This window comes from Rhizobium leguminosarum (genome assembly GCF_010668065.1).
Taxonomy (GTDB): Bacteria; Pseudomonadota; Alphaproteobacteria; order Rhizobiales; family Rhizobiaceae; genus Rhizobium; species Rhizobium leguminosarum_S.
The window spans coordinates 45,142-60,072 of sequence record NZ_WUEN01000017.1; the positions used below are offsets into that span (position 1 = coordinate 45,142).

General features: G+C 62.8%; 15 protein-coding genes. 9 read left to right on the forward strand and 6 right to left on the reverse strand.

Going from position 1 to position 14,931, the window contains the following annotated elements; all coding sequences use genetic code 11:
* Positions 1 to 45: 45 nt before the first annotated feature.
* On the forward strand, positions 46 to 1,203 hold the full coding sequence (locus GR198_RS30945) for an adenosylhomocysteinase (protein WP_029872570.1): 1,158 nt from the start codon (positions 46 to 48) through the stop codon (positions 1,201 to 1,203).
* 34 nt (positions 1,204 to 1,237) lie between these two features.
* On the opposite strand, the gene GR198_RS30950 is transcribed toward GR198_RS30945, so the two are convergent.
* A complete protein-coding gene (locus GR198_RS30950; protein ID WP_029872571.1) occupies positions 1,238 to 2,233 on the reverse strand; it encodes a zinc-dependent alcohol dehydrogenase family protein in 996 nt (331 codons plus the stop codon).
* Between the two features lie 143 nt (positions 2,234 to 2,376).
* Between GR198_RS30950 and GR198_RS30955 the strand changes: the two genes are divergently transcribed.
* Positions 2,377 to 3,228 (forward strand): LysR family transcriptional regulator, encoded by an 852-nt coding sequence (locus GR198_RS30955; RefSeq protein WP_029872572.1) that lies wholly within the window; start codon positions 2,377 to 2,379, stop codon positions 3,226 to 3,228.
* Between the two features lie 13 nt (positions 3,229 to 3,241).
* On the opposite strand, the gene GR198_RS30960 is transcribed toward GR198_RS30955, so the two are convergent.
* Positions 3,242 to 4,138 carry a LysR family transcriptional regulator gene (locus tag GR198_RS30960; RefSeq protein WP_029872573.1) on the reverse strand — a complete coding sequence of 299 codons (897 nt, stop codon included), beginning with the start codon at positions 4,136 to 4,138 and terminating at the stop codon, positions 3,242 to 3,244.
* Between the two features lie 161 nt (positions 4,139 to 4,299).
* On the opposite strand from GR198_RS30960, the gene GR198_RS30965 reads away from it, so the two are divergent.
* The 4 genes from GR198_RS30965 to GR198_RS30980 all read left to right on the forward strand — a co-directional run bounded on the left by GR198_RS30965 (position 4,300) and on the right by GR198_RS30980 (position 9,003).
* On the forward strand, positions 4,300 to 5,739 hold the full coding sequence (locus tag GR198_RS30965) for an FAD-linked oxidase C-terminal domain-containing protein (RefSeq protein WP_164070182.1): 1,440 nt from the start codon (positions 4,300 to 4,302) through the stop codon (positions 5,737 to 5,739).
* Complete coding sequence (gene glcE, locus GR198_RS30970) at positions 5,736 to 6,935, forward strand: glycolate oxidase subunit GlcE (RefSeq protein ID WP_164070184.1); 1,200 nt, start codon at positions 5,736 to 5,738, stop codon at positions 6,933 to 6,935. The genes GR198_RS30965 and glcE overlap by 4 nt, the downstream gene beginning before the upstream one ends.
* Positions 6,936 to 7,186: 251 nt before the next feature.
* Positions 7,187 to 8,497 (forward strand): glycolate oxidase subunit GlcF, encoded by a 1,311-nt coding sequence (gene glcF, locus GR198_RS30975; RefSeq protein ID WP_164070186.1) that lies wholly within the window; start codon positions 7,187 to 7,189, stop codon positions 8,495 to 8,497.
* A gap of 65 nt (positions 8,498 to 8,562) precedes the next feature.
* Positions 8,563 to 9,003 carry a hypothetical protein gene (locus GR198_RS30980; RefSeq protein WP_164070188.1) on the forward strand — a complete coding sequence of 147 codons (441 nt, stop codon included), beginning with the start codon at positions 8,563 to 8,565 and terminating at the stop codon, positions 9,001 to 9,003.
* An 18-nt stretch (positions 9,004 to 9,021) separates the two neighbouring features.
* Here GR198_RS30980 and GR198_RS30985 read toward each other — a convergent pair whose 3' ends face one another.
* The 3 genes from GR198_RS30985 to GR198_RS30995 form a co-directional block, all read right to left on the reverse strand.
* On the reverse strand, positions 9,022 to 9,696 hold the full coding sequence (locus GR198_RS30985) for an outer membrane protein (RefSeq protein WP_164070190.1): 675 nt from the start codon (positions 9,694 to 9,696) through the stop codon (positions 9,022 to 9,024).
* A gap of 120 nt (positions 9,697 to 9,816) precedes the next feature.
* Complete coding sequence (locus GR198_RS30990; protein WP_164070191.1) at positions 9,817 to 10,509, reverse strand: L,D-transpeptidase; 693 nt, start codon at positions 10,507 to 10,509, stop codon at positions 9,817 to 9,819.
* Between the two features lie 239 nt (positions 10,510 to 10,748).
* A complete protein-coding gene (locus GR198_RS30995; RefSeq protein WP_164055480.1) occupies positions 10,749 to 11,498 on the reverse strand; it encodes a L,D-transpeptidase in 750 nt (249 codons plus the stop codon).
* Between the two features lie 248 nt (positions 11,499 to 11,746).
* Here GR198_RS30995 and GR198_RS31000 point away from each other — a divergent pair, with 248 nt between their 5' ends.
* Together GR198_RS31000 and GR198_RS31005 are read left to right on the forward strand one after the other, a co-directional pair.
* A complete protein-coding gene (locus GR198_RS31000; RefSeq protein ID WP_164070193.1) occupies positions 11,747 to 12,376 on the forward strand; it encodes a DNA-3-methyladenine glycosylase I in 630 nt (209 codons plus the stop codon).
* Positions 12,373 to 12,879: a hypothetical protein gene (locus GR198_RS31005; RefSeq protein WP_017959138.1), complete on the forward strand. Its 507-nt coding sequence runs from the start codon at positions 12,373 to 12,375 to the stop codon at positions 12,877 to 12,879. Before GR198_RS31000 ends, GR198_RS31005 begins: the two co-directional genes overlap by 4 nt.
* 19 nt (positions 12,880 to 12,898) lie before the next feature.
* Here GR198_RS31005 and GR198_RS31010 read toward each other — a convergent pair whose 3' ends face one another.
* Positions 12,899 to 13,603, reverse strand: coding sequence for an HAD family hydrolase (locus GR198_RS31010; RefSeq protein WP_164055477.1), 705 nt, complete (start codon positions 13,601 to 13,603; stop codon positions 12,899 to 12,901).
* 238 nt (positions 13,604 to 13,841) lie between these two features.
* Between GR198_RS31010 and GR198_RS31015 the strand changes: the two genes are divergently transcribed.
* Entirely contained in the window at positions 13,842 to 14,891 is a 1,050-nt protein-coding gene (locus tag GR198_RS31015) for an aldo/keto reductase (RefSeq protein ID WP_164070194.1), read from the forward strand.
* The last annotated feature ends 40 nt before the right edge of the window (positions 14,892 to 14,931 follow it).

The following is a 14,931-nucleotide window of genomic DNA, read 5'->3' on the forward strand; positions in this document are numbered from 1 at the left end:
ACTCCGCTAGAAAACGGCACGAAAACAGGAAACAGGGAAGAGATGATGGAAAAGAGCGCAACCCGCATCGACTGGATCGGCAACAGCTGTCGGCTGCTTAAGGCGACGGCGGCCGAATTCGAGCGGACGCGTCCTTTCGAGGGCCTGTCGATCGGCACCGGCATTCATCTCGAGCCGAAGACGGTTGCGCTGCTGATGACGCTTCGCGCCGGCGGCGCGCGTCTCGTTTGCACCGGCAATCTCAACAGCACCCAGCCTTCGACGGTCGAGTTCCTGCGTTCCCAAGGCATCACGGTCTTTGCCACCCAGACGACCGATCCCGCCGCTCATCATCAGAGCCTCGAAGCAGTGATCGCCGAAAAGCCGGATCTGCTGCTCGATAATGGCGGCGATCTTTTCGCCATCGCGGCGGAAAAACCCTACGCCAATCTCCGCGGCGGCACCGAGGAAACCACCTCCGGCCGCACCCGGCTGCTGCCGCTGCGCGAGCGCCTGAACATGCCGATCCTCGTCATCAACGACAGCCCCATCAAGCAGTTCGCCGAAAACAGGCATGCCGTCGGCCAGAGCCTGTTCGAAAGCTACCTGCGCTTCACCAACCGCTCCACCAACGGCAAACGCGTGACGGTCTTTGGCTACGGCGCCTGCGGCAAGGGCACGGCCGCCTGTTTCCGCAATGCCTTTTCCACCGTCAGCGTCGTCGATATCGATCCGGTGACGACGCTCGAAGCTCATCTCGATGGTTTCGTCACGCCGCTGCGCGACGCAGCGATCCACTCGGCAGATATAATCGTCACCGTCACCGGTTTTGCCGGCATCGTGACGGCGGCCGACCTGCCGCTGGTCAAGGATGGCGCGATCCTGATGAATGGCGGCCATTTCCCGCATGAGATCGATGTCGAGGCTTTCCGCCGCCATCCCGATGTCGTCGGCACCGACCGCTATGAGGTCGATCATATCGAGACGTTCCATCTCAGCGACGGCCGCTCCTTCCATGTACTCGGCGGCGGTCACATGGCCAATCTCGCCGGCCCGCGGCCGCTCGGCAATACCGTCGAATCGATGGATCTCGGCTTCACCCTTCAGGCCCGCTGCCTGGAACGTATCGCCAGAGGCGAAGCCGGTCCCCAATCCTGCCTCGTGCCTGTGCCCTCCGATATCGATGCGATGGTGGCGAACGCCTATCTCGATCTGGCGCGCTGATTCCGCCGACGCATTAAGAGCCGACGGATTGAGATCAGTCGATCTCGACGACGAGCTTTCCGTCCGCCTGCCGGTCTTCGATCAGCCGATGCGCCTCATCTGTATCGGCAAGGGTGAAGCGGCGCGGGTCGAGCTTCGGCATCACCTTGCCAGCTTCGACGAGCTTCGTCATCTCTCGCATGATCTCACCGTGATGGGCGCGTCCCTCGCCGGTCAGAAGCGGCAACAGCGTGAAGACGCCGGAATAGGTGGCGGCCTTGAAGGAGAGCGGCGCCAGCGCGTGGCTTCCCCAGCCGAGGCAGCTGACGACATGACCGAACCGGCTGACGGCTCGGAATGCCGTATCGAGCCCCTGGCCGCCGACCGTATCGTAGACCAGATCGAACCCCCTGCCGCCAGCGTGTTTTGCGACGTAGCCTTCCACCGTTTCCGCGTCACGATCGATCGGTGTTGCGCCAAGGCCGGCGAGATAGTCCGCTTTCGACGCGCCGTCGACCACATAGACCTCGGCTCCGACCGCCTTGGCGATCTGCACGACGATATGGCCGACACCGCCGCCGCCGAGCACGAGAACCTTCTGGCCGGCCTTGACCCCGGCGCGGTCGACCAGCCCTTCCCAGGCGGTGATCGAGATCAGCGGCAGCGCGGCTGCCTCGCGCATCGACAGATTCTGCGGCTTTGGCGCCAGCAGCGCGGCGTCGACAGCTGCGAAATCGGCAAGCGATCCCTGAATGCCGCCGACCCCGCCGGTCATGCCGTAGACCGCGTCGCCCTGGCGGAAACCGCTGACGCCGGCCCCGATCTCTTCAACGATGCCGGCCATATCGATGCCGACAATGGCGGGAAGCGGATGGCGGGCATGGGCCGCATTGCCGGCCCGGATCTTGAGGTCGAGCGGATTGACGCCGCTTGCCTTGATGCGCACCAGAATCTGGCCTTCGCCGGGCATCGGTTTTGCAATATCGGCGATGCGCAATCGCGAATTCGGCGCTTCCGCCAGCAACGCTTTCATTGTTGATGGTGCAGACATGGAACTCTCCTTCGTTCGCAACGCGGGGTCTGTGGAGACCTCCGCAATGAGTTTGTTCTGGAAGAAGATGGTTCATTGAAACGTGAATGAAAATGAAAGATAACGACTGAATTCCATGCATTTTTGTTTGGCGGATGCGAACGATGGAATGGAGCGACCTCAAGCTGTTTCTGGCGATCGCGCGGTTCGGTACGCTGGGGGCAGCAGCCCGCAGCCTCGGACTGACGCAGCCGACGATGGGCAGGCGGCTGCGTGCCCTTGAAACCTCTCTCGGCCAGACGCTTTTTCAGCGCACGACCGATGGCTTCGTCCTGACGGATGAAGGTGCGGCCGTGTTCGCCGGCGCCGAACGGATCGAGGAGGAGGCGCTCGCCGTCGAGCGCGTCCTTGCCGGCGGCAGCCGTCAGCTCGATGGTTTTCTCAGGCTGTCCTCATCAGACTGGTTCGGCGCGCATGTGCTTTCGCCGGTGCTGGCGGAATTCTCGCAGGTCCATCCGAAAGTGGTGGTCGAATTGTTGACCGACAGCCGGCTTCTCAGTCTGTCGCGACGTGAAGCCGACCTCGTCTTCCGCATTCAGCCCTTCGTGGAAGCGGAGGTCATATCGCGCAAGCTCATCCATATCGAATACGGCCTTTACATCAGCCGCGGCGCGCCGCACCCCGAAGCCGGCGACGGCGCGGGCGCCCGCCTCATCACCATGGACGAGGCTTTCGGCGACATGCCGGATGTCGGCTGGCTGCAGCGCCTGTTGCCGCGGGCCGACATCGTTATGCGCAGCAACAGCCGCGATGTGCAGGCGGCGCTCTGTGCCAATGGGGCCGGGCTCGCCGTCCTGCCGCGGCCGCTCGGCGATTCCCTTGCGGCCATCGAACTGGTCGATCTCGGTGAACCGCCACCCGGCCGCGACACCTGGGTCGGCTATCACCGCGACATGAAGCGCTTGGCGCGGCTGCGCGCCCTGCTGGATCTCGTCATCGAGAGGCTGGCGCGCTGAACCGGCGCTGCCATCAGAGCTCCCAGTAGGGGACAGGCCCGTAGAGCTCTGCCAGATAGTCGATGAACAGCCGCACCTTGGCCGGCAGGAACTGCCGGCTGGGATAGACGGCCGACAGCGCGACATTGTGCGAGCTCTCATAGGCCGGCAGCACCTGCACCAGGCGGCCACTCTTGAGCTCTTCGCCGATATCCCAGGTGGAGCGCAGCGCGATCCCGAGACCGGCGATGACAGCCTCGCGGATCACCTCGCTGGAATTGGTGATCAGCAAGCCTTCCGGCCTGAGACTCAGCGCCCCGTCCGGCCCATTCAGCCGCCAGGTGTCGTTATTATGGGCCGGCAGGCAGCGATGGTGTTTCAGCTCGTCGATGTGCTTCGGCTCGCCATGCGCTGCAAGGTAGTCCGGCGAAGCGCAGAGCAGCCGGCGCACCGGCGCCAGCCTTCGGGCAACGAGGCTCGAATCGGTGAGTTCGGCGATGCGGATCGCCAGATCGAAGCCGCCGCCGACGATGTCGCTGAATTCGTCTGTCAGCACCAGGTTGATCGCAAGCTCCGGATGCGCCTCCATGAAATCCTTCAGATGCGGCGCGATATGCATGCGCCCGAAGGAGGTCGGGGCCGAGATCTTCAGCGTGCCGTGCATCTGCGCCGAACGGCCGGAAATATAGAATTCTGCCTCTTCGAGCCCGGCGAGAATGCCGAGAACGCGGTCGTAGAAGCCCTGTCCGGCCTCCGTCAGCGAGATCTGCCGCGTCGTGCGCTGCAGAAGCCGGGTGCCGAGCCGGTCCTCCAGCCGCTTGATCCGTTTGGAGACGACGGCCGGCGAAAAGCCGAGCGCCCGCCCGGCGAGCGACATGCTTCCGGTCGAAACGACCTTGGCAAAGATTTCGAGATCACCCAGATTGGTCATAAGGTTTTGCGACTTTTTCCCCTTTTGGCATAAGTGCTTAGCATTTGCGCCACTTTCGGGAAAGTGCTAAGCCGGTTTATCGGCGGCAGGGAGGTTCGCGGCCGGTTTCCGCTATCATCTTCCCGCTGTCATTCCCCGTCGTCAGGGCCAGGGAGAACGCCATGTCCGACGCCATTTCGTTTCTCGAGCCGCGCGCCGACGTGCTGGCGCGCCGCGCCCAGATCGTCGCCGATCTGACCGATCTTCTGCCGCCGGAATGCCTGGTGCATGAGGCGCGCGAGCTGGTGCCGTTCGAGACCGACGCCTTCGTGTCCTACCGCCGCCTGCCGCTCGCCGTCGCCCTGCCGCGCACCACGGCCGAGGTTTCGGCGGTCATGCGTTATTGCAATCGCTACGGCATTCCCGTCGTGCCGCGCGGCGCCGGCACCTCGCTCTCCGGCGGCGCCATTCCGCAGGAGGATGCCGTCGTGCTCGGCCTGTCGAAGATGAACAGCATTCTCGAAATCGATCTGCCGAACCGCGTCGCCGTGGTCCAGGCCGGCGTCACCAATCTCAATATTTCCGAATCCGTCTCCGCGGACGGCTTTTTCTATGCGCCCGATCCGAGTTCGCAGCTTGCCTGTACCATCGGCGGCAATATCGGCATGAATTCCGGTGGCGCTCACTGCCTGAAATACGGCGTCACCACCAACAACCTGCTCGGCGTCAGGATGGTGCTGGTCGACGGCACGGTGATCGAGCTTGGCGGCAAGGCGCTGGATGCGGCAGGCTACGATCTGCTCGGTCTCGTCTGCGGCCACGAAGGCCAGCTTGGCATCGTCACCGAGGCGACGGTGCGGTTGATCGCCAAGCCGGAAGGCGCGCGCCCGGTGCTCTTCGGCTTCGAAAGTTCGGAGGAGGCCGGCGCCTGTGTTGCCGATGTCATCGCCGCCGGCATCATCCCGGTGGCGATCGAATTCATGGACAAGCCGGCGATCGAGATCTGCGAGGCCTTTGCCCATGCCGGATACCCGCTCGATGTCGGGGCGCTACTGATCGTCGAGGTCGAGGGATCGGAAGCGGAAATGGACGCCGCGCTGAAGGACATTGTCGAGATCGCCCGCCGGCACGCTGTCAAGACCGTGCGCGAATGCCAGTCGGCGACCGAGGCGGCGCTGATCTGGAAGGGCCGCAAATCCGCCTTCGGCGCCACCGGCCGCATCGCCGACTATATCTGCATGGATGGCACCGTGCCGCTCAGCCAGCTCTCCTACGTGCTGAAGCGGACCGCCGAGATCGTCGATCATTACGGCCTGCGCGTCGCCAACGTCTTCCATGCCGGCGACGGCAATATGCATCCGCTGATCCTCTTCAATGCCAATGATCCGGAGGATGCCGCCCGCGCCGAGGCGGCCGGCAACGATATTCTGAGGCTCTGTGTCGATGCCGGCGGCTGCCTGACCGGAGAACATGGCGTCGGTATCGAGAAGCGCGACCTGATGCGGCACCAATATTCCGAGGTGGATCTCGCCCAGCAAATGGCGGCGCGCGCCGCCTTCGATCCCGGCTGGCTCCTCAATCCGTCGAAGGTCTTCCCGCTCGAAGGGCGTCCCGCCGCATGATCAATCGGATGCCGAAGACCGAGGAAGAGGCGTCGGCGATCGTCCGCGCCCATGCGGAGAGCGGCCGGCCGCTCGCAATCTGCGGCGGCGATAGCCGCTCGGGCTTCGGCAATGCGGTTGCCGCCGAAGACCGGCTGCGTTCGACCGGCCTTTCCGGCATCGTCGCCTATAATCCCGGCGAAATGGTCATGACCGTCCGATCCGGCACGCCGCTTGCCGAGGTCGAGGCGGCCCTTTCGGAGAGCGGCCAGATGCTCGCCTTCGAGCCGATGGATCATCGCCCTGTGATGGGCACATCGGGCGAGCCGACCATCGGCGGCGTTTTCGCTGCCAATGTGTCCGGTCCGCGCCGCCTGATCGCAGGTGCCGCCCGCGACAGCCTGCTTGGTGTGCGCTTCGTCAACGGAATGGGCGAGATCATCAAGGCCGGCGGCCGGGTGATGAAGAATGTCACTGGTCTCGACCTCGCCAAGCTGATTGCCGGCTCGCATGGCACGCTTGGCTTCCTCACCGAAGTCACCTTCCGGGTGCCGCCGCGCCCGAAGACGGAGCGGACGGTGGTGCTGTCGGGCCTCAATGACGCCGAGGCAGCAAACGCCATGGCGGCGGCGATGGCTCTGCCGGTCGAAGTCTCAGGCGCCGCCCACCTGCCGCTGACGGTGACGTGGAAATTCCTCGCCGGCAAATTGCCCGAGGGAGAGGCGACCGTTCTGCGCATCGAAGGCTTGGCCGGCTCGGTCGACGTGCGCATCGAAAAGCTTGCCGCAGCAATGTCGGGCCTCGCCACGGTCACGCGGCTGGAACAGCCGGAAAGCTCCAGGCTCTGGCAGGACATCCGCGACGTGCTGCCCTATGCCGACGGCACCGTGCGACCGGTCTGGCGCGTCTCGGTCGCCCCTGGCACCGGCCATCAGCTGGTCGCAGCCCTCCGCCTCGAAGCCGGCGTCGACGCCTTCTACGACTGGCAGGGCGGCCTCGTCTGGCTGCGCATGGAGGCCGGCCCCGAAGCGGAACTGGTCCGTCGCTACATCAAGGCGCTCGGCGGCGGCCATGCAACGCTGATCCGTGCATCGGGTCAGGCGAGGGCGGTTACATCAGCCTTCCATCCGGAGCCCGAGGCAGTGGCGATGTTGTCCCGGCGGGTGAAGGAGAAGTTTGATCCGGCCGGGATATTTAATCCGGGAAAGATGGGGTGAGGAACAAGATGGGTCTGCGCGCTGGGTACCCCCCTCTGTCCTGCCGGACATCTCCCCCACAAGGGGGGAGATCGGCAAGAGGTTGGATCATCGCTTCCTATCTGCCGTGTCGGAGTCGCAGTGCCCGAATTGTTTGGGGAAGTCATAGCCCCCAGCCAATCTCCCCCCGTGTGGGGGAGATGTCCGGCAGGACAGAGGGGGGTACCCCACGCACTACCGCCGACATCATCCCAATGTCGAGGTCCCGCTAGATGCAAACCAACTTCACCCCGACCCAGCTCCTCGACCCCGATGTCGCCGAATCCGAGCAGATTCTGCGCAAATGTGTCCATTGCGGATTCTGCACCGCCACCTGTCCCACCTATGTGACGCTCGGCAACGAGCTCGACAGCCCACGCGGCCGCATCTACCTGATCAAGGACATGCTGGAAAACGGCCGGCCCGCCGATGCTGAGGTCGTCACCCATATCGACCGCTGTCTCTCCTGCCTTGCCTGCGTCACTACCTGTCCCTCCGGCGTCGATTACATGCATCTGGTCGATCACGCTCGCGCCCATATCGAAAAGACCTATAAACGCCCGTTCATGAACCGGCTGACGCGCGCCATCCTTGCCGCCGTGCTGCCCTATCCCGGCCGTTTCCGCCTGGCGCTCAATCTCGCCCGCCTCGGCCGGCCCTTCGCTGGCCTGATGCTCGGTGGCGCGCTGAAACCCTTTGCTGCCATGCTGGCGCTTGCGCCGCGCCGCATCCCGGCCGCTTCGGACTTCGCAAAACCCGGCACGTATCGGCCCGAGAGGGAAAGGCGCGGCCGGGTGGCGATCCTTTCCGGCTGCGCCCAGCCGGTGCTCGATCCCGGCATCAACGCGGCGGCGATCCGGCTGCTGACGCGGTTCGGCGTCGAGGTCGTGATGCCGGAGGGCGAGGTCTGCTGCGGCTCGCTGGTCCATCACATGGGCCGCGCCGAACAGGCGCTCGAAAGTGCGCGCGCCAATGTCGATATCTGGACGCGCGAGATCGACGGGCAGGGCCTCGACGCGATCATCATCACCGCTTCGGGCTGCGGCACGACGATCAAGGATTACGGCCACATGCTGCGCCTCGATCCCGCCTATGCCGCAAAGGCGGCCAGGGTCTCGGCGCTGGCCAAGGACGTCACCGAATATCTCGCAACCCTCGACCTGCCGGCGCACATACCGAGGGGCATCACGGTTGCCTATCATTCCGCCTGTTCCATGCAGCACGGCCAGCGCATCACGCTGGCGCCGAAGCAATTGCTGAAAGCGGCGGGCTTTACGGTGCGCGATCCGGCGGAAGGCCATCTCTGCTGCGGCTCCGCCGGCACCTACAACATCATGCAGCCGGAGATCTCGGCTGTGCTGAAGGCGCGCAAGGTCAAGAACATCGAGGCCACCAAGGCAGATATCATCGCCACCGGCAATATCGGCTGCATCACCCAGATCGCCACCGGCACCGGCATGCCGATCCTGCATACGGTCGAGCTTCTCGATTGGGCCTATGGCGGCGCTGTGCCGGAAAAATTAACAGGTTTGCCGTTAGGCTGAGACCTATGACAGCGCCGCGCATCTTTTCGAGAGCCGCAAAGGACGCTGTCTCGGGAGGTTGGGCAATGTGGCGTGGAATGATCGTATTTGCGGGACTGCTCGGTGCGGCAGGCACTGCCCATGCCGACAGTCGTTTTTTCTGTTCCGCCGATGACAAGGAAGCGCGCTTCACGCTGGAAAGCGGTTTCGAAAGCGCTGCTGGCCACAAGCTCAACCATTTCCGCGGCGCGCTGATCGTCAAGGATCCGGCTCAGGAGGCGGTGTTCGGAAAGCGTGTTTTCGAATCGCAGCACCTGAGCAACCATTGGTCGCGTGACGGCGAACTGCTCATGGAAGTCTTCGACGGCGGCGAAGATGACACTGGCGGCGCAAGGCTGGATCTGGTGGTCGTCGCCGGCGAGCGCGGCAAGCCGGCAGCAAATTTCAGCGGCAGCTATTCCCTGACGATCGAAGGCGGTGAAAAACCCTATGCCGTCGAGGGCAAGGTCAGCTGCGGCACCAAATAGCACCGCAGCTGAAATTTGTTACCAGTGGAACGATACGCCGACGTTGACGGCATTCGTGAAGATGTTGGTCTTCAGGTCCACTCCGCTGTCGATCGGAACGTCGATGCGCGAATAGGTTCCCTTGTATTCGACGAAGGTCGACCAGCGCTCGGTCACCTTGAAGTCGACGCCGGCCTGGGCCTGCAGCGTCACGCCGCCGAATTCATAGGCCCAGGTCTTGCCCTCAGGGCGAATCACTTCGACATGCGGAATGTTCACGCCGATGCCGGCGCCGAGATAGGGCGTCCAGCGGCGGGTCGGATCCTGGAAGCGATAGAGACCGTTCACCGTGATCAGGTTCAGGCCGTCGGTGAATTCGAAATGCGACCAGCCGGCCTTGGCGAGCGTATCGTCGTCCGCATAGACCTTGTCATGGGTATAATCGAGCGAGATACCCCAGTTCGGCTTGTTGAAGTTCTCGAGCCACCAGGTGACGCGGGCACCGTAATAAGGCGGGCTGCCGAAGGACTTGCCTTCCCAGCCGGCGGTGAAACTCGTTCCGTCGGAAAGATCGACGCCGCTGTGCGGGGCGGTCTGGTAGCCACCGTAGATGGAGAATTGCAAGTCTTCCGCCGAGGCGGAAACTGCCGAACAGATTGTCAAAAACGCGATGCCCGCAAGCAGGGAAGCGGAAGAACGCAGCGCAGATGTCATTGAATAGCCCCGAAATAAATATGTCGACTCTTAGGCACGTGTGCCAGCTTTTGGCCGCAAAGTCTAAGCAAAACGAAAGGCGCATCAGACTGCGCCTTTCGTTTTTTTGCTAAGTGTTGCTCAGCCGCCGAACATCGTACGCAGCACGTCGATGCCCCTGTCCTCGAATGCCACCTTGCCCTGCCTGTTGCCGGGGCCGATGACGATCACCTTGGTGCCGACGGGCGCGCGATCGTAGAGATGCGACACATCCTCGTTCATCATCCGGATGCAGCCGGAAGACATGTTGAGACCGATCGTCCAGGGCTGATTGGTGCCGTGGATGCGGAAGATCGTGTCGCGGCCGCCCTGGTAGAGATACATGGCGCGGGCGCCGAGCGGGTTGTCCTCGCCGCCTTCCTGGAATGCAGGAATAATATGTCCTTTGGCGGCTTCGCGGCGGCGCATCTCGGCCGGCGGCGTCCAGCTCGGCCATTCGGCCTTGCGGCCGATCTTGACGACCCCCGACCAGCCGAAGCCGTCGCGGCCAACGCCGATGCCATAGCGGGTGGCGCGATTGTTGCCTTCAACGAGGTAGAGATACTTGTTGTTGGTATCGATGATGACGGTGCCGGCGGCCTCCGTCGTTACCAGGCGCACTTTCTTGCGCTTGAACTGCGGCTTCACATATTTCGGCATCTGCGCGACGCGCACGATCTGCGCCGGGCGCCGTGCATTGTCGGAAGCGGAGCCGGCGGGTGCAGCAAAGGCGGATGTGGACATCAAGGACAGAACAAGTCCGGCAGCAGCCAGACCCGGCATTAGTTTGATCATGATCGATTCCCCTCAAGCAAATCCGCTCGAAGCTACATGAACTTCTGCCCGATTCAAGATCGGTGTGGCCGGATAAAGCATTTTTGGAGAAGGAGAGTCGGATGTTCTTGCGGCTCCCACTGCATAATTTATCCTCAAATCGGACTCGACTTAAGGAAAAATTATGCAGCAATTTAAAGGGTTGCAGCGCTGTTTGCGGATCAGAAAAGACGCGCGGCGCTGTAAGTATTGCGCCGCCGTTACATGACGATGACGCGGGTCCCGACATTGACGCGATCGTAGAGGTCGACGACGTCTTCGTTGCGCAGGCGGATACAACCGGAGGAAACGGCGCTGCCGATCGACCAGGGGGCGTTGGTGCCGTGGATGCGGTAAAGCGTCGAGCCGAGATACATGGCGCGGGCGCCGAGTGGGTTTTCCGCCCCGCCGTCCATGCGCGCCGGCAGATAATGGCCCTTGGCGGCTTCGCGGCTGATCATCTCGGAAGGCGGCGTCCAATCCGGCCATTCGGTCTTGCGGGTGATCTTGTGGGCGCCTGCCCATTCGAAGCCCGGCTTGCCGACGCCGACGCCGTAGCGTCGCGCCTTGCCGCCTTGCATCACCAGATAGAGGAAGCGGTTGTTGGTATCGATGACGATCGTGCCGGGCTTTTCCGTGGTGTCGTAATCGACCATCTGCGGCAGGTATTGCGGCTCGATCGGACGGCGGATTGACGGGATGCCGGGATTGATCGCCGAAACGGTCTGCGGTGCGGCCTGCGGCGCCTGGCGCAGCACGCGGCGCTGGAAAAGGCCGCGCTGCTGCTGGCGAATGACCGGCCGCTGATAGACGACGGGACGAACCCTGCCGCCGCCCAGCTGGTTGATCCAGGGCGCGGTCAGATCGGGGCTGAGCACGACGGGCGGGCGGGTGGCATAGCGGTCGTCTGCAAGGGCCGCCGTGGAGAAGATGCCGAAGAGGGCTGCGGCAAGAACAAGCTGTTTCATCATCGGACGAACTCTCTACAAATGACCGAAAATGCGCTGGCGGGACATGTCCGCCCGGGCGGAGATGTTCCGCCCGGGAATGACGCTGCCACCCAATCCGCCAGCGAATGGTAAAGATCGATTCATGAAAAGCCGACCGACCGGATAAACTTTTCGTCAGGGTTACCGTTCGGTTTGGAAAGACGGTTTGCAAATGGTAAAGCCGGAATCATGAGCAGAGAACGAAGCGGATCCCCGCAGAATGAAGGATCATGAGCGCGACAGGCATCATCATCGGCGAGGACGGCAGGAGCCGCTGCCACTGGCACGCCAATCTGCCCGACTATCTCCGGTATCATGACGAGGAATGGGGCCGCCCTGTCACCGATGATATCCGCCTCTTCGAGAAGATCTGCCTCGAAGGCTTCCAGTCCGGTCTTTCCTGGCTGACGATCCTGCGCAAACGCGAGAATTTCCGCGCCGCCTTTTCAGGTTTCGATTTCGAAAAGGTCGCCCTCTTCGGCGAAGGGGATGTCGCTCGCTGTCTTGCCGATGCCGGCATCATCCGCCATCGCGGCAAGATCGTCTCGACCATCAACAATGCAGAGCGCGCAATCGAGCTCAGGGACGAATTCGGCTCGCTCGCCCATTATTTCTGGCGCTACGAACCCGGCCATAACGAGCGGCCGGCGGTGGTCGACCGCGAGCATATCATCGCCAATCCGACGACGCCGACATCGGTGGTCATTTCGAAAGATCTGAAGAAACGCGGCTGGACCTTTGTCGGCCCGACCACAGTTTATGCTTTCATGCAGGCGATGGGTCTCGTCAACGATCATCTGCAAGGCTGCTTCTGCCGGCCCGAGGTCGAGGCGATGCGCACCGCTCTGGTTCGCCCATGAAAGATCATTCCGTGAGAACACTGATCGCCGCCGCTGCCCTTTTCCTCCTGACCGTCTCCGCCATGGCGCAGACGCCGCAGCTCGATCCCGGCGAAAAGCTGGAGAAGCTGCAATTCCCGGCCGTCACCATGCAGCTGAAGGGCTGGACGAAGTTCGGCAATGGCCATGTCTATACGCTGCCGGTGCGCGCCGGCCAGCACCTGAAGATCAGTTTTTCTACCAAGAGCAAATTTGCCTTCCTGGCGATTTTCGACCTGTCGAAACCCGATGACGAAGCCTTCTTCGGCACCGACGAGGACGGCATGAGCTTCGAGACGACGATCAAGGAAAACGCCACCTGGCTGCTGCGTCCCTATTATTCCAAGGTCTCGCCGCGCCGCGGTCTCGGCGCTCCCTTCAGCATTCTGATCGAGCCGCTGGCGGCTGCTCCGCAGCAGCCGAAACCGCCGGCCGAGCCGGAGCGCCCCTCGCTGTTCCCGAAGGCTCCGCCGAAACCGCAATGAGGCAGAGGTAGCGCCCGGCTTAGCCGAGCCGGGCGATCAGGTCGCGCAATTCGCCGAGGTGGTCGATCTTGCGGAAACGCGGCGCCTCTTTCGGTTCGTCCACATGTTCCAGCACCCAGGTCAGTTCGTGCGGCACGAAGACGCCGTAGCTGCCGGCGGCGATTGCCGGCACGATGTCCGATTTCAGCGAATTGCCGACCATCATTGCCCGCTCCGGCCCATCGCCGACCTTGGCGAAGATGCGGCGATAGGTGACGGCCGTCTTGTCGGAGACGATCTCGACGGCATCGAAGAAGTCGCCGAGCCCGGATTGGGCAAGCTTGCGCTCCTGGTCGAAGAGATCGCCCTTGGTGATCATGACAAGCAGGTATTTGCCGGCAAGCGCTTCCAGCGTGTCGCGCACATGCGGCATGGTCTCGACCGGATGGTTGAGAAGATCGCGGCCGGTATCGAGGATCTTGGCGATGACGCTCGCCGGAACCTTGCCCTCGGTGATCTCGATCGCGGTTTCGACCATCGACAGCGTGAAGCCCTTGATCCCGAAGCCGTAGTGGCGAAGGTTGCGTTTTTCGGCTTCCAGCAGCCGCTCGGAAATTTTCGGTCCTTCGGCGAAATCGGCAAGAAGCCCGGTGAAATGGGCTTCCGTCAGCCGGTAATATTGTTCGTTCTGCCAGAGCGTATCATCGGCATCGAAGCCGATCGTGGTCAGTGGTCGCGTCGTCATATGCGCACCTCTTAAAATATGGCCGGCAATCTATCGGCGGCCTGTGTCGAGACAAGGGCATCCGCCTCCGCAGAGCCAAGCTACGGCGTTGAAAAGCGCCGCCGCCGCACTACATGAAAATCGCCTCACCTTGCAGCCAGCCACGGCTGTGCCTGTCATATGCAGGCCAATAATCAAAAAATGAAGTTCTTGAGTTCGCAAGCCCCTCTTGCGGCAGACACAAAGGAATTTTTCGACCATGCGTTACAATCAACTCGGAAATACGGGACTTTTCGTCTCGGAAATCTGCCTGGGCACGATGACCTTCGGCGAAGCCAAACAGGGCAGTATGTGGGGCGCCATCGCCGACGTCGATCAGAATGCCGCCGACCGGATCGTCGAGCGCTCGCTTGCATCCGGCGTCAATTTCATCGACACGGCCGACGTCTATTCATCCGGCGAGTCCGAAAGGCTGCTCGGCCAGGCGCTGAAGAACCTCGACATCAAGCGCAAGGACGTCGTCATCGCCACCAAGGTCTACGGCGTCATGGGTGACAAGCCGAACGACCGCGGCGCCTCGCGCGGTCACATCATGGATTCGGTCGAGGCGAGCCTCGAGCGCCTGCAGACCGATCATATCGACCTCTATCAGATCCACGCGACCGATACGGTGACGCCGATCGAGGAGACGCTGCGCGCTCTTGACGATCTCGTTTCCCGCGGCCTCGTGCGTTATATCGGCGTCTCCAACTGGCAGGCATGGCGCATTTCCAAGGCGCTCGGCCTCTCCGAACGCCGCGGCTTTGCCCGTTTTGAAACCGTGCAGGCCTATTACTCCATCGCCGGCCGCGATCTCGAGCGTGACATCGTGCCGATGATGCAGGAGGAAAAGCTCGGCCTGATGGTCTGGTCGCCGCTCGCCGGCGGTCTGCTCTCCGGCAAGTATGGTCCCGGCGCGCCCGGCAACGGCGAAGGCCGCCGCGCCAGTTTCGATTTCCCGCCCGTCGACAAGGACAAGGCCTGGGCCTGCGTCGCCGTCATGCGCGAAGTCGCCGAAAAGCACGGCGTCAGCGTCGCCACCGTGGCGCTCGCCTATATCCTCGCCAAGCCCTTCGTCACCACAGTCATCATCGGCGCCAAGCGTGTCGACCAGCTCGACCAGAACCTTGCCGCCGTCAAGCTGAAGCTCGATGAAGACGATATCAAGAAGCTCGACGAGGTGAGCGCGCTTGCGCCGGAATATCCGGGCTGGATGCTGGCGCGACAGGGCGCCGGCCGCCGCCCGGCCGATTTCGAGCCGAAGGACTGATCGCGCCAACATAAGTCTTGGGGAACACCTGACATTTCCG

Coding starts and splice junctions, on each gene's coding strand:
- GR198_RS30955 (WP_029872572.1), top strand. CDS start 2,377: ATGGAATGGAGCGACCTCAAGCTGTTTCTGGCGATCGCGCGGTTCGGT.
- GR198_RS31010 (WP_164055477.1), bottom strand. CDS start 13,603: ATGACGACGCGACCACTGACCACGATCGGCTTCGATGCCGATGATACG.
- glcE (WP_164070184.1), top strand. CDS start 5,736: ATGATCAATCGGATGCCGAAGACCGAGGAAGAGGCGTCGGCGATCGTC.
- GR198_RS30980 (WP_164070188.1), top strand. CDS start 8,563: ATGTGGCGTGGAATGATCGTATTTGCGGGACTGCTCGGTGCGGCAGGC.
- glcF (WP_164070186.1), top strand. CDS start 7,187: ATGCAAACCAACTTCACCCCGACCCAGCTCCTCGACCCCGATGTCGCC.
- GR198_RS30965 (WP_164070182.1), top strand. CDS start 4,300: ATGTCCGACGCCATTTCGTTTCTCGAGCCGCGCGCCGACGTGCTGGCG.
- GR198_RS30960 (WP_029872573.1), bottom strand. CDS start 4,138: ATGACCAATCTGGGTGATCTCGAAATCTTTGCCAAGGTCGTTTCGACC.
- GR198_RS31015 (WP_164070194.1), top strand. CDS start 13,842: ATGCGTTACAATCAACTCGGAAATACGGGACTTTTCGTCTCGGAAATC.
- GR198_RS31005 (WP_017959138.1), top strand. CDS start 12,373: ATGAAAGATCATTCCGTGAGAACACTGATCGCCGCCGCTGCCCTTTTC.
- GR198_RS30945 (WP_029872570.1), top strand. CDS start 46: ATGGAAAAGAGCGCAACCCGCATCGACTGGATCGGCAACAGCTGTCGG.
- GR198_RS30950 (WP_029872571.1), bottom strand. CDS start 2,233: ATGTCTGCACCATCAACAATGAAAGCGTTGCTGGCGGAAGCGCCGAAT.
- GR198_RS30985 (WP_164070190.1), bottom strand. CDS start 9,696: ATGACATCTGCGCTGCGTTCTTCCGCTTCCCTGCTTGCGGGCATCGCG.
- GR198_RS30990 (WP_164070191.1), bottom strand. CDS start 10,509: ATGATCAAACTAATGCCGGGTCTGGCTGCTGCCGGACTTGTTCTGTCC.
- GR198_RS31000 (WP_164070193.1), top strand. CDS start 11,747: ATGAGCGCGACAGGCATCATCATCGGCGAGGACGGCAGGAGCCGCTGC.
- GR198_RS30995 (WP_164055480.1), bottom strand. CDS start 11,498: ATGATGAAACAGCTTGTTCTTGCCGCAGCCCTCTTCGGCATCTTCTCC.